Origin of the sequence: Nocardia arizonensis, from assembly GCF_001310275.1 — a bacterium.
Taxonomy (GTDB): domain Bacteria; phylum Actinomycetota; class Actinomycetes; order Mycobacteriales; family Mycobacteriaceae; genus Nocardia; species Nocardia arizonensis.
This window is the reverse complement of the sequence record NZ_LGYZ01000132.1, coordinates 43179-55397: the sequence shown is the minus strand read 5'-3', so window position 1 is coordinate 55397 and position 12219 is coordinate 43179. Positions and strand designations below refer to the sequence as shown.

Here is a 12219-nt window from a genome sequence, read left to right as displayed (position 1 = left end):
ACACTGATCCGCCCAGCGTCGATCTGTCCTCACCGACGCGATGAACACACCTATTCCGGAACAGGTCCGCACTCGGCCCGACTCGGCGAGGTCAGCGCACGACGATCTCGCCGGCCTCGACCGCGGCGGTACGGACGCTCAGGGGCTCGCGGGCGGGTCCGCGCAGTACCGATCCGTCGGTGGGGCTGAATCTGCTTCCGTGGCAGGCGCACTCGATGGCCACGGCGTCGACCTTGCTCACGAGGCAGCCCTGGTGCGGGCAGGTCGCGGAGAAGACGTGGATCTCACCGGGAGCGGGTCGGGTCACGACCACTTTCTGCTGCGGGTAGACGCGCCCGCCACCGACGGGGATCTCGGCCACCGGTATGCGCAGCGGTTCGGGATCGGCGTTGCTGTCGGCGCACCCGGTGACCGCGACGGCCGCGACCGCCCCGGCGGTGAGCAGCATCGCGCGGCGGGTGCACCCCGCGCACAGGGAGTGTTCGGTCATCCGGTGACCAGCAGTCCGGTGGCGTACATGACCAGGATCCCCGCGGCGATCCCGGCGAGGGTGAGCGCGCTGGGTCTGCCGTGGTGGTGTTCGCGCAGGCTGGGGGCGATCTGGACGATGACCTGGATGATGGCCCCGACCCCGATGCCGAGGAGCAGCGCGGAGAGTTCGGCGTTGTTGACCGTGGCGCCGAGGACCGCGCCCGCGATGGCGGGGGCTCCGGCGATCAGTCCGAGGCCGAGCAGGACCGGGACAGAGGGGCGGCGGTGGGTGAGCGGGGCGACGACGGCCAGGCCCTCGGTGGTGTTCTGGACGGTGAACCCGATGACCAGGAAGGCGCCGAGTGCGAGTTCGCCGATGGCGTAGGCGGATCCGATGGCCAAGCCTTCGCCGAGATTGTGCAGTCCGATCCCGACCGCGATCATCACCGCCAGCCTCAGCCCGGAACCAGCGGCACCGTCGGTATCGGGTCGGCGGTGGTGCAGCCATTGGTTGATCGCGGTGAGGCCGAGGAAGGCCAGGCCCGCGCCGAGCACGACCACGCCGGTGCCGCCGAACGCGCCGCCGCCGCGCTCGGCGAGTTCGAATCCTTCACGGATGCCTTCCCAAGCGAGGAAGCCCAGCAGACCGACCGTCGCGGCGAGCAGCACCCGCACGACGCGCCCGCCCGCGGCCCGCAGCACGGGCAGGAACAGCATGCCCAGCACGACCGGGACGATGCCGACGTAGGTGCCCAGCAGCGCCATCAATCCGAAGAACGAGGCGTCCGGGCGCGGGGTGGTGACCGCGACGGGGATGTCGTGGGTGATCACCAGCCCGGTCGAGGTGAGCATCGAGACCGTGTAGGGCTGACCGTCCTGCCAGGGATAGTCCAGCCGCAGTCGTGCCGAGGAGAGCCGTCCGATCGGGTCGGTGGGCCCGGTGAAGTCGACGTAGGCGTCGTTGACGAAGATCTGGGCGATCGTGACCTGGTCGGGTCCGGTGTTGCGCACCCGCAATTCGATCGTGCCCGCCTCGAGCACGGTGTGTTCGACCGCGATCTGCTCCACGGGCGGGCCGGAGCGTTCGGGCAGCGACCGCCCGCCCAGCAGGGCGAGCCCGGTCAGCGCGGCAGCGACGATCGCGAGGACCGCCCCTCCGAGCAGCCAGGGTTTGCCGGGGGTGGAGGTGGCGTCGGTCATGACCGCGCCACCACCTCGAACATGCCCATCCAGCCGAGTTCGGCGAACTCGGTCTTGTGGGCGTGGAACATGTACTGGCCCGGGTGGGGGAACCGCAGCTCGCAGATGCCGCGCTGGCCTTGCCCTTGCACGATCGTGTCGGTGTATTCGGCAGGCTGCAAACGGGTTCCGGTCGGGTAGTAGTCGAAGAAGTTCCCGTGCACGTGGAAGCTGTTGATCGGGTCGTATTCCAGCACGTTGACCAGGTAGATCCGCACGAGCTCGCCCTGGGTGACACGGATGGGTTCGTGCATGTAGTGGAACGGGATGCCGTTGACCGCGTAGAGCTGGTTGCCCTCACCGTCGAAGGTGGTGTTGTAGCCGTGCTGGACCATCACCATCTCGTCGGCGGCCGGGCGCGGCTGGGGCGGGTCGACGATGAACGTGCCGTACATACCACGCGCGATGTGCTCGGCCAAAGGGCCTACATGGCAGTGGAACAGGTGCAGGCCGAACGGTGTCGCGTCGAACTCGTAGGTGAAACTCTCACCCGGCGCGATGACACCGCGACCGACGTCGGGGACACCGTCCATCTCGGCCGGGTGGATACCGTGGAAATGCAGGGTGTGCGGATGCTTCGACCCGTTGGTGAAATTCACCCGCAGCAGATCACCCTCCCGGCAACGCAGGGTGGGGCCGGGAATTCGCGAATTCAGTGTCCACGCCGGGAATCGGACACCCGGCGCGATCTCGATGTCCTCGTCACTGGCGAAGACGTCCCACTCGCGCAGCGTCCGGCCGTCGGGTCGGGTCGTGGTCCGGCCGTAGTCGAAGTCGCGCAGGACATCGGTCGGGTTGAACCCGTTGCGACGGTGGTCGACCGTCGATCCCTTGCGGAAGGTCGGACCGCTGACACCACCGTGCCCGCCCGAGCGGTTGTCGGTATGCGATCCGGGGGAGCCCGGTGTCTGCGCCGTGGCGGGACCGGACTCGCCGACCGGTAGCGCGGCCAGGGCCAGACCGGTCGATGCCGCTACCGCACCGCCGAGCATGTACCGGCGCCCCATCGAAGAAGTCATCCCAGCCTCGTGATTCAGGTTGAACTATCAGCATAGTTTGGCATCCCGAACAAATTCTTTCAATTGCCCAAAGTGCGGCCCGTGTCGCTTCTTGCACGAAGATCCGCTCCGGACGTGGCGCGGCTGGACCCGAGTCAGGGCGCCGGGTCCAGCCGGCTTCGCCCCGCTCGTCGTCGGGCTGCGAGTAACCCGCCTGTCCATTGCATATATAGTAATGTATGCATATGATTTGGCGGAACCGTCGATTCAGGAGGAGGACTGGAGATGGGTGCAGGGCACGGGGGCAACGGATCTCACGGACATGCCCAGGCGCGAGTGTCGACAGTGACAAGCGGTGTGGCTGTCGGGCGCATTGGCGGTGCTGGTGGCGTTTCTACTCGGCGAGGTGGTCGTTGGCGTGATCGCCGGATCGCTGGCGTTGCTGTCGGATGCCGCGCACATGCTCACCGACGCGGCCTCGATCATGTTGGCGCTGTCGGCGATCCGGCTAGCCGCGCGCCCCGCGGCCGGTGCGATGACCTATGGGTGGCGGCGGGCGGAGATCCTGTCCGCCCAAGCCAACGGCCTGACCCTGCTCGGGTTGGCTGGTTGGCTGGGCTACGAGGCGATCCGGCGACTGTTCGAGCCGCCGGAGGTCCACGGGACGCTGGTGTTCGTCACCGCGCTGGTCGGTGTTGTGGTCAATATCGCCGCGACCTGGATGATCAGCCGCGCCAACCGCACCAGCCTCAACGTCGAGGGCGCGTTCCAGCACATCCTCAACGACCTCTACGCCTTCATCGCCACGGCCCTGGCCAGCCTGATCGTCATGACCACCGGATACGCCCGCGCCGACACCATCGCCAGCCTGATCGTGGTCGCGCTCATGATCAAAGCCGGGTTCGGCCTGGTCTTCGCCTCCGGGCGCGTGTTCCTCGAAGCCGCACCGCCGGACCTCGACCCGACCGAGATCGGAGCGGCGATGGCCGCGATCGACACCGTGGTCGAGGTACACGACCTGCACATCTGGGAGATCACCTCCGGACAGCCCGCCTTGTCGGCACATGTGCTAGTCGAACCGGGCGCCGACTGCCACACGACCCGCGCCGCGGTCGCCGACGTGCTCGACCAGCACTACCACTTGCACCACGTCACCCTCCAGATCGACCACGCCCCACCCGAACTCCTGTACATCGGCGCAGTCGAGCAGAACGCACATTGCGAACACTCCCACGGCCCCGCCCATCACAGTCCCGCCCTCAGCCGTCGATAGCCCGAAATCCAGCTCAGAAAGGAATCCCTGGCATGGCAACCCTCGCTCTGCTCCTCTACCTCGTCTTCGGCGCACTGGGCTTCGGGTGGCGCAGTTGGCAACAGCGCCGGCGGACCGGGTCCAGCGGATTCCGCGGCATCAGCGGACGTCCCGGCTCGCTGGAATGGTGCGCCGGAGCCGGATTCGTCGTCGCGATCATCGTCGGTGTGGCCGCCCCGGTCGTGCAACTGGTCGGGACCGTCTCACCCGTCGAGGTGCTCGACACCGGCTGGATCCAGTGGTTCGGTGTCGTGGTAGCGGTCACCGGGATCGGGGCGACCCTCTACGCGCAGAACGACATGGGCGAGTCGTGGCGCATCGGCGTCGACGCGGGCGAATCCACCACCCTGGTGCGTGACGGCGTCTTCGCGATGGTGCGCAACCCGATCTTCACCGCCATGCTGGTCTTCGGCGCCGGTGTCACCCTCATGATTGCGAATCCGGTCGCGATCGCCGCGTTCTTGCTGCTGCTGGCAACGATCGAACTCCAGGTCCGCGTGGTCGAGGAACCCTACCTCACCGGCAGCCACGGCGAAGACTACCGCGACTACACCCGCACCATCGGTCGTTTCCTGCCCGGCATCGGCCGTGCCAGAGCAACCGGCATCGACCCGAATTCTGTCCACCCGAAAGGCAAGTCGTCATGACATCCGTTCTCGGCCGTGCCGCGGTGTTCGACCGCGACCACGAGAAGAAGACCCTGCCGGTAGCGGGCCACGAGTGGACCTACTACCTCGGCGGTGACGGCACACCGGTACTGCTGCTGCCCGGAGGTGCGGGGATCGCCAGCGGCTGGCTCGACCTCACCCCCGCCCTGCACCCCGGCTATCGCGTCCTGGCCGTCGACTACCCGCCCGGTCCCACCACCCTCGACGAACTCGCCGACGGCCTGATCGCCATCCTCGACGCCGAGCACATCGACACCACTCACGTCGTCGGACAATCCGCTGGAGGCATGCTCGCCGAAATCCTGTCCCAACGCGCACCCACCAGGGTGTGGTCCCTGGCCCTCACCAGCACCGGCCTCTACGGCCCCGAGGACCTCGACCGCCTGCGCGCCTCGCTCGAACGCACCCGCGACACCCCCTGGGAGAACACCCTCACCGCGATCGCCGCATCACTGCGCAACACCTGGAAAGACGCCGCCGACGCCGACTTCTGGATCGAACGCGTCGACACCGCCACCCGCATCGGCGGACACGACGGTGCGATCAACTCCTACCAGCGCCTGCTCGACGCGGCGGAGAAGATGGACCGATGGCACGCTGGAACAGCCTGGCACGGACCGGTCCTGATCGTCCGCGCCGACGACGACCCCCTCATCACCCCCGCCCACACCCAACGACTACGGGACCTGCACCCCGACGCCGAATACCACGTTTTCCCCGACGGCGGACACTCACTGCTGCTCGCCCGCCCCGACGACTACATCGCCGTCGTCACCGAATTCCTTCACCGCCAACGACCAACCGAAATACTGAGTCAGCGCCAGGTGCTGCGGTTTCCGACCTGCACAAGCGATCATCGGCATCATGTGTGACGCACCACCGTGAGCCGAAATCGGGACCGAAGGTCGATCTCGGGCAATGTCGGCGATGGGTCGTGGTGCGGAGGCGAACGCGATGATGACGATGGCGGCGGCGATGGCGAGTCCGGTCAGGACGAGGTCGGTGTTGGCGTAGCTGTCGGTTGCGGCCGACAGGGCGGTCCCTGCCCAGGGGGCCGATGCCATGAAGATATGGGATCTCGGTGGCGACCGGTCGCAGGTTGTTCGGGTTCGTCGAAGCCGGTCCGCAGGGGAGGCGGGTGTACTCGTGTCATACCCGTCGAATAGACGCAGAGCAGAGGGCCCCTCGCTGTCGTGAAGTGGCAAACCTCGGTACCGGGACCGGTGCTGACAGCGCATCCGGGGGGCCGCGCGGTGTTCGATGTTCAGTTGCAGCAGGTGGCGCCCGAGGCCAGCGCCTTCTGCTTGGCGTCGCTGCCGCAGCACGCGCCCTCGGCCGCGGCCTGTTCGGCGGTGCCGCAGCACACCCCACCGGCACGCTTATCGCCGACCGGTTCGCTGGCGGCCAGGGTGGGTGCGGTGCCGAAGGTTTCGGAGTCGGCGAGGACGGTGTAGACCTCCCACCGTTCGGTGTCCGGCGCGGTGACCCACACCTTGTCCTGGGTGGCGAAACAACAGGTGGTCGCGATCTGCTCCTCGGTGAACAACCCGCCTTCCGACAGCCGGGCGATCTCGCCGTGCACCTGCTCAGAGGTCTCGACTTCGACGCCGAGGTGGTTGAGGCTGCCGCCGAGGCCGGGGTTCTCGATCAGCACCAGTTTCAGCGGGGGTTCGGTCACGGCGAAGTTGGCGTAGCCGGGCTTGCGCTTGGCGGGTTCGACACCGAACAGGGTCGTATAGAAAGTGACCGCTTGGTCGAGATCGTCGACGTTGAGGGCGAGCTGGATGCGGGACATGACCGAACCTCCACTTGTGAGACATATGTCGAAAGCCTTGCGGTGTCGAGTCTGCCACCTTTTCGACATAAGTCAACAGGGTGGGTAGAGTGATCCGTATGCCCAAGGCGCTACCCGTGATCGACATGTCCGCCCCGGTCTGCTGTGCGCCGGTAGCCGCAGGCCCGGTCGGCGACGCCGCCGCGCTCGAGGTCGCGTTACGGCTGAAGGCACTCGCCGATCCGGTACGGGTCAAGCTGCTGTCTCTGCTGCTGGCCAGCCCGGCGGGCGAGGAGAACGGGGGCGACCTGGCCGAGAAGGTGAGCCTGTCGGAGTCCACGGTCTCCCATCATCTAGGGCAACTGCGAAAAGCTGGGATCATCGAGACGGAGCGCCGCGGGATGAACACCTTCCATCGCGCACGCCGTGACGCCTTGTCTGCACTGTGTGCAGTCCTCGATCCGAACTGCTGCACCTGATTCGATCGAACGACGATCGACAGCTTCTGAAGCTGCGGATGTACGTGTGCTGGTTGTCGTTTCAGATCGGGCGGTGATGCACGTAGGTGAGCATACGGCGGCGCCTTCTCCGTTCTGGCCGAGGTTCTGGTTGCTTCACGAAGCCGACCCTTCGGGCGATTCGCCTGCTCGCGAGGTTGCGGACCGCGATTCCGCAGCGGAACTCGGCGACGTCGATGAGCTCGGGATGATCGATCGCGGCCTGTAGCATCGCGGTGCCGATCCCGCCGTCGTGGCGGTGGGGGTCGACAGCGTAGAGCAATGTCGCGTAGTAGGGGCCACGTACTGTCCAGCTGTTGGTGGTGTCACCGACGCCGTAGACGGTCGCAACGACGCAGCCGACGGGCGGCTCGCCGTCACGGCCGAGTTCGCGCACTGCCAGTTTGTGCATTCTCGCTACGTATCCGGGACCGTTGGGGTCTCTTCGGACGTCTTGCATGTAGCTGGTTCTCATGATTTGGATGCCACCGAGCCACCGGCGGACTCGGCCGTCGCGTAGCCAGGACTCGACGGCTTCCAGGTCGGCGATCGTGGCCGTGGTGAGGCGGACCGTTCGTTTCATCGGATCGCAGCGAAATCGGAGTTGCCGAGATCGGGCACGCTGGCAGATGCGTGGCTATCGGAGATCACGAGGTCAGCCTATCCCCGTGACGAGTGGTCGCGGCTTCGGATGGCAGACCGCAGAAGCAGACGGCTACCACGGGATCGCCGCGAGGCGATTACCCTGACGACCACTGGTTTCGCTTGGGTGGCACTGCGCCTGAGCGTGTGGAGATTCGCTCCACGCTGATCTGAGGTCTACTGGTCGCCAGGGCAGGAGGGCCGATCCACAGGTCTGCGCTGCTCGAATATCGCCACATCGACTTGCTTGGGTGGCAACATCCTGGTATGGAATTCACGGCCCTGCACCGGGCGTTGGGACTGTCGGCCGGACCGCTCGTCGACCGGCTGATCAATGACGCTGTCGCTGCGCAGCTCGCCGAGACCGATGATCTGGACTTCAAGCGGAAACTGCCCGCCGCCAAGGAACTCGCGACCTCGGACTATCCGAAGGACGTCGCGGCGATGGCCAACAGCGGCGGCGGGACGATCGTGTTCGGTGTGGCGGAGACGAACAAGCTGGCATCGGGCCGAGTCGATGTGGGTGAAGTCGATGAGAACTACCAGCGCACCCTGGTGCGCGTTCCGGTGGCCTCGATCCATCCACCGGTGTTCGGGGTGAAGGTCTACCCGCTGGGCGACCCGAGCATGCGGGCCGCAGTGGTCGTCGTTCCGGCCAGCATCGACGGGCCTCATCTGATCTATCGGGGTGAGTGCTTCGGGGCTCCGGTCCGCAACGACGCCGATACCGAGTGGATGAAGGAACGCCAGATCGAGGCGATGTATCGGGCTCGCTTCGATGAGCGCCGCCACATCGCCGAGAGGCTGACCACCCTCTATGACGAACTGGCCCAAGCACGGGACACGACCGAGCGCGCATGGTTGATCGCCGTGGCGCATCCACGCATCCCCGCCCAGACCTCCGAACGAATCGACCGCCAATACGCACGCGACCTGTTCGACAAGGCGGCGGACCAGTCCCTGGTCTACGCGGGCCGAAATCAAGGCACCCACATCTTCGAGACGATCGATCGCCACAATCCCCGTCCAGGACTGCGCCGTTGGATCGCACCCACCACGACCGATCGAGCCCGCTGGGGAGAAGCCCAGGCCAGCATCCATCACGACGGATCGATATCGGTCGCGGCCGCTGTGGGCGGTCACCGCGGCTATCCCAACGGCGAGACACGGCCGGGCTCGGTGGTCTATTCCTACAATCTCGAATGCATGATCGCGGATCTGTTCGCCTTGATCAGGGTCGCGCACCGACACCGCGGAACGACGGAGTACGAGGTGCGCGTCGGGATCGAATGGTCCGGGACAGAGCCGTTGCTGGTCCAGACCACCGACCAGCACGGCTTCGACTTCGCGGGCAACTCCCACCCGCTCACGCGGTACGTGCCCGTCGACGCCACGATCGACGCTGGCGCCGACGATCAGCGGTTCGGCGAGCAGCTACGCGATTTCGCCCAGGACTGCGTCAACCAGGGTGGGGTGAGCCTGCTGAAGGCGATAGGCGTGTGAACTCACCGTGACGGGTTCCCCCGCGCCTGTTCGCGTGCGGCTCGTCTCGGTTCGTGGACGAGGAGTGCACGTCAGGCGGGTGGATCTCAGACCCGGCTGTCATCGAGGCGACGGCGTTCAGCCTCCTGCTGATCGAAACCTCGCCGATGCCTTCGTGCGAGATGGTGCCCCGTGTGGCCTCGGCCCTATGGGATGCCGTGGTCGAGCGGCGTTACTGATCTGGACAGGTCGTTCGGTTTGACTCAACGGGAGGGCGTTGGTTGGTCTGACCGGCCCGACCATGTCGATGAAGCGACCGAGGTGGAGTTGGTGGGCCACGGTGGTGATCGCGGTAGGGCCGAGCCGGTGTTTGGCGAGGATCAGGTCGGCCTCTCCGCCACGGGAGTCGTCGCGGTCGTAGGCATCGGGCCGGTGAATGAGCAGGATATTGTCGGCGACTTGGGAGAGGGTGTCGGAATCACGCAGATCCGTGACAAGTGGCCGTTTGTCCGTTCGTGCCTCGACTCCGCGCCCGAGTTCTGCGGTCACCACGATGGGGATGTTGAGTTCGAGGGCCAGAAGCTTGAGCCGCCGCGTGATGACCGACAGTTCTCGTTCGCGGCTTGCGTCGAGGCCGAGGTTGGCGTCGATCAGGTTGATGGGATCGATCGCGATCAGATACAGCTGCTCGGCGCGATCGAGCTCGTTCACGTGCTCGCAGAACTCGTCGAGCGTTGGACCGGGAGTGGAGTTGACGAGCAATGGTGCATCCGATATTTCGGCCATGCGATGAGCCAGCCGTGACCAATCCTCATCGGACATCCGCCCGGTACGAAGGTCCCACCGTTTGATTTTCGACTCGGCGCAGAGCATTTGGGATATCACGTCGGTCACCGGGCGATCCAGGCAGAACACTGCGGTGCGCAGTTGGTGCTTTATCGCCGCGCACCGCGCGAAATCAAGTAGCAGCGTCGAAGACCCGACGCCGGGTCGGCTGGCGATGACGGTGAGCGAACCGCTGGACAGCCCGCCGGTGAGCTCGTCCAACTCTGTGAATCCCGTCGGCACACCGACTGAATAGCCGCTGGCTGTCGTGTCGATCTCCTCCATCGTGTCCTGAAGGATGTCGTCCAATCGGTGAGTCGGCAGCATCGTCCGGCCGGGCTTGCTGCGACGGCGTCGCAGCGATGTCGACGCGCGGCCAGACAACAGCAGCCGGGTCTCTTCGCTGACCGCGGTACTGCCGGGTCGGTCACGGAAGGCTTCGATGCCTCGAAGTACGGCCGCGACTATCTCCGACTCGGCGGGATCGCGGGAGTCGAGGACCACCGACGCCTCGTGGTTGGAACGCATTCCGCCCATCGTCAGATTGGGCGAACCGATGAGCGCTTCGGCATGTCCGTCGGCGAAGCTCGCGTGGTAGGTTTTCGCGTTCTGAAATTCGTCGGGTTGCACGACAACGCGCAGGGCGGCGTGCGGATACGGTTGAAGCAATGCGCCAAGAGCGATCAGTGCGTCGGGATCGGCTTGATCCGGTGCGCCACCGGCGACGATCAAGAGACTCCCCCCACGGTCGAGGAAACCAGTCATCGATTTCCTGACCTGCTCGACCGCTGGAGATGTGAGGAATCCTGTTCTGATCGCGATCGATTCAGCGCTGTCGAACTGGCTGCGGAGCCACTGCTCGAGTCGCGGCTGGTCCCCGAGAACGCTGTCGAGGTAACGCATTGAACGACTTCCTCCCACAGGTACAACGCTGGAGGTAGGCGCTGAGCACTCTCCGAGCGACTTCACGCAGATTAGCCGGTCAGAGCTTCTACGCGGGGATCTTTCAAGGTGTTCGCAGTAGTGATCGATCGCTCGATGATCGACCCGCATGCTGGCAGCAACGCTTCTCACCGCATCGTTCGCCGAGCGACGTTCAGGATTCGCCGGATGTGGGGACGAACACGACAATTGCAGCGACGATGGCGAGTCCAGCCAAGACGAGGTACGAGCGAGCGAAGCTGCCGGTCGCTGTGGCCAGAGCCGTGCCCATCCACGGCGCGAGGGCCATGACGATGGCCACGGGTGCGGACAGGAGTCCGTTGAGGCGTCCGTAGTGTGTTGCGCCCCAGCGTTCGGTGATCGCGGTGGCTTGGATCAGGGTCATGATCCCGCGCACCAGCCCGGCCCCGATCGAGACCCCGATCAGGACCGCGACGGTGGTGCCGAGCCCGAGCAACGCGGTGGTGATCGCGGTGGCGGCGAAGGCCACGACGATCCGGACGCGGGGGCCAGTGGCGGCGGCGAGTGGCAGGCAGCCGATGCGGCCCAGGACTTGCCCGGCTCCGCCCAGGCCGAGAGTGAGCGCGGCCAGGGAAGGGGAGAATCCGCGTTCGAGCAGTAGAGGTACGAGGTTGAACACTCCGGCGAACGCGGTGAACGCCCCCAGACTCAACCCGAGGACCAGAGCGAGGAAGGCGGGGCTACGGGCGATGGCGGTGTGGTCGTCGTGGAAGTCGCTGATTGGTGCCGGTGGCGGCGGCCAGTCCCCTCGTAGCCCGAACCAGTGTGCGGGGATGGTGACCACGGCGAGGACCGCGGTGAGGGCGAGATAGGTTGCCCGCCAATCGGTGTGCTGTACCAGCGCTGCGGTCAAGGGCGCGAAGACGGTGCTGGCCAGTCCGGCGGCGAGAGTCAGGATCATCAGCGCCTTGACGTGGGTGTCGCCGTACCAGCGGGTCAGCGCGGCGAAGGCGGGCGGGTAGAGCACCGCGCCCATCGCGATCCCCGCGGTCAGCCAGCCGAGGAAGAACACGACCGGGTTCGGCGCGAGCGCTACCGCGAGCAGTGACGGGACGGCGAGGATGGAGCCGCCGGTCATGATGGCGCGGGGGCCGGTGCGGTCGAGCAGGCGTCCGACGGGGATGCCGGTGAGCGCGGCGGCGAGCTGGCCGAGGGAGAACGCGGCGGTGATGGTCGAGGCGGACCAGCCGGTGTCGGTGGTGATGGATACGGACAGGACGGGGAAGGCGTAGTAGAGGATTCCCCAGCTGGTGATCTCGGTCAGACACAGGATCACCAGCACTCGCCGCAGACCGACGGCGGTGAGGCCGCCGGTCTGCGGGGTGAGGATGGTCTCGCTCAACGGTTT

General features: G+C 66.2%; 12 protein-coding genes. 5 read left to right on the top strand and 7 right to left on the bottom strand.

From position 1 onward, the window contains the following. Nucleotides 1-91 precede the first annotated feature (91 nt). The 3 genes from APZ21_RS30965 to APZ21_RS30955 are packed head-to-tail and all read right to left on the bottom strand — an operon-like array spanning nucleotide 92 to nucleotide 2729. Nucleotides 92-490 (bottom strand): QcrA and Rieske domain-containing protein, encoded by a 399-nt coding sequence (locus APZ21_RS30965; protein WP_040714313.1) that lies wholly within the window; start codon nucleotides 488-490, stop codon nucleotides 92-94. After that, nucleotides 487-1671 carry a ZIP family metal transporter gene (locus tag APZ21_RS30960; RefSeq protein ID WP_051030365.1) on the bottom strand — a complete coding sequence of 395 codons (1185 nt, stop codon included), beginning with the start codon at nucleotides 1669-1671 and terminating at the stop codon, nucleotides 487-489. The genes APZ21_RS30965 and APZ21_RS30960 overlap by 4 nt, the downstream gene beginning before the upstream one ends. Continuing rightward, the gene (locus tag APZ21_RS30955) at nucleotides 1668-2729 is read right to left on the bottom strand and encodes a multicopper oxidase domain-containing protein (protein WP_040714312.1); all 1062 of its coding nucleotides are present in this window, start codon (nucleotides 2727-2729) and stop codon (nucleotides 1668-1670) included. Before APZ21_RS30955 ends, APZ21_RS30960 begins: the two co-directional genes overlap by 4 nt. Before the next feature lie 334 nt (nucleotides 2730-3063). Here APZ21_RS30955 and APZ21_RS30950 point away from each other — a divergent pair, with 334 nt between their 5' ends. The 3 genes from APZ21_RS30950 to APZ21_RS30940 are packed head-to-tail and all read left to right on the top strand — an operon-like array spanning nucleotide 3064 to nucleotide 5560. Then, nucleotides 3064-3981 (top strand): cation diffusion facilitator family transporter, encoded by a 918-nt coding sequence (locus APZ21_RS30950; protein ID WP_239476931.1) that lies wholly within the window; start codon nucleotides 3064-3066, stop codon nucleotides 3979-3981. A gap of 32 nt (nucleotides 3982-4013) precedes the next feature. Then, nucleotides 4014-4667: a methyltransferase family protein gene (locus tag APZ21_RS30945; RefSeq protein ID WP_040714311.1), complete on the top strand. Its 654-nt coding sequence runs from the start codon at nucleotides 4014-4016 to the stop codon at nucleotides 4665-4667. Next, nucleotides 4664-5560, top strand: a complete 897-nt coding sequence (locus APZ21_RS30940) for an alpha/beta fold hydrolase (protein WP_040714310.1) — start codon at nucleotides 4664-4666, stop codon at nucleotides 5558-5560. The genes APZ21_RS30945 and APZ21_RS30940 overlap by 4 nt, the downstream gene beginning before the upstream one ends. A gap of 392 nt (nucleotides 5561-5952) precedes the next feature. On the opposite strand, the gene APZ21_RS30935 is transcribed toward APZ21_RS30940, so the two are convergent. After that, on the bottom strand, nucleotides 5953-6483 hold the full coding sequence (locus APZ21_RS30935; protein ID WP_040714309.1) for an ArsI/CadI family heavy metal resistance metalloenzyme: 531 nt from the start codon (nucleotides 6481-6483) through the stop codon (nucleotides 5953-5955). A gap of 98 nt (nucleotides 6484-6581) precedes the next feature. Here APZ21_RS30935 and APZ21_RS30930 point away from each other — a divergent pair, with 98 nt between their 5' ends. Further along, entirely contained in the window at nucleotides 6582-6941 is a 360-nt protein-coding gene (locus APZ21_RS30930; RefSeq protein ID WP_040714307.1) for an Rv2640c family ArsR-like transcriptional regulator, read from the top strand. Between the two features lie 61 nt (nucleotides 6942-7002). Here APZ21_RS30930 and APZ21_RS30925 read toward each other — a convergent pair whose 3' ends face one another. Then, nucleotides 7003-7542 (bottom strand): GNAT family N-acetyltransferase, encoded by a 540-nt coding sequence (locus tag APZ21_RS30925; RefSeq protein ID WP_051030364.1) that lies wholly within the window; start codon nucleotides 7540-7542, stop codon nucleotides 7003-7005. 326 nt (nucleotides 7543-7868) lie between these two features. On the opposite strand from APZ21_RS30925, the gene APZ21_RS30920 reads away from it, so the two are divergent. Further along, nucleotides 7869-9104 (top strand): RNA-binding domain-containing protein, encoded by a 1236-nt coding sequence (locus tag APZ21_RS30920; protein ID WP_040714305.1) that lies wholly within the window; start codon nucleotides 7869-7871, stop codon nucleotides 9102-9104. Nucleotides 9105-9221: 117 nt separating this feature from the next. On the opposite strand, the gene APZ21_RS30915 is transcribed toward APZ21_RS30920, so the two are convergent. After that, nucleotides 9222-10877, bottom strand: a complete 1656-nt coding sequence (locus APZ21_RS30915; RefSeq protein WP_162240398.1) for a DnaB-like helicase C-terminal domain-containing protein — start codon at nucleotides 10875-10877, stop codon at nucleotides 9222-9224. A 127-nt stretch (nucleotides 10878-11004) separates the two neighbouring features. After that, entirely contained in the window at nucleotides 11005-12213 is a 1209-nt protein-coding gene (locus APZ21_RS30910; protein ID WP_051030362.1) for an MFS transporter, read from the bottom strand. Between the last annotated feature and the right edge of the window lie 6 nt (nucleotides 12214-12219).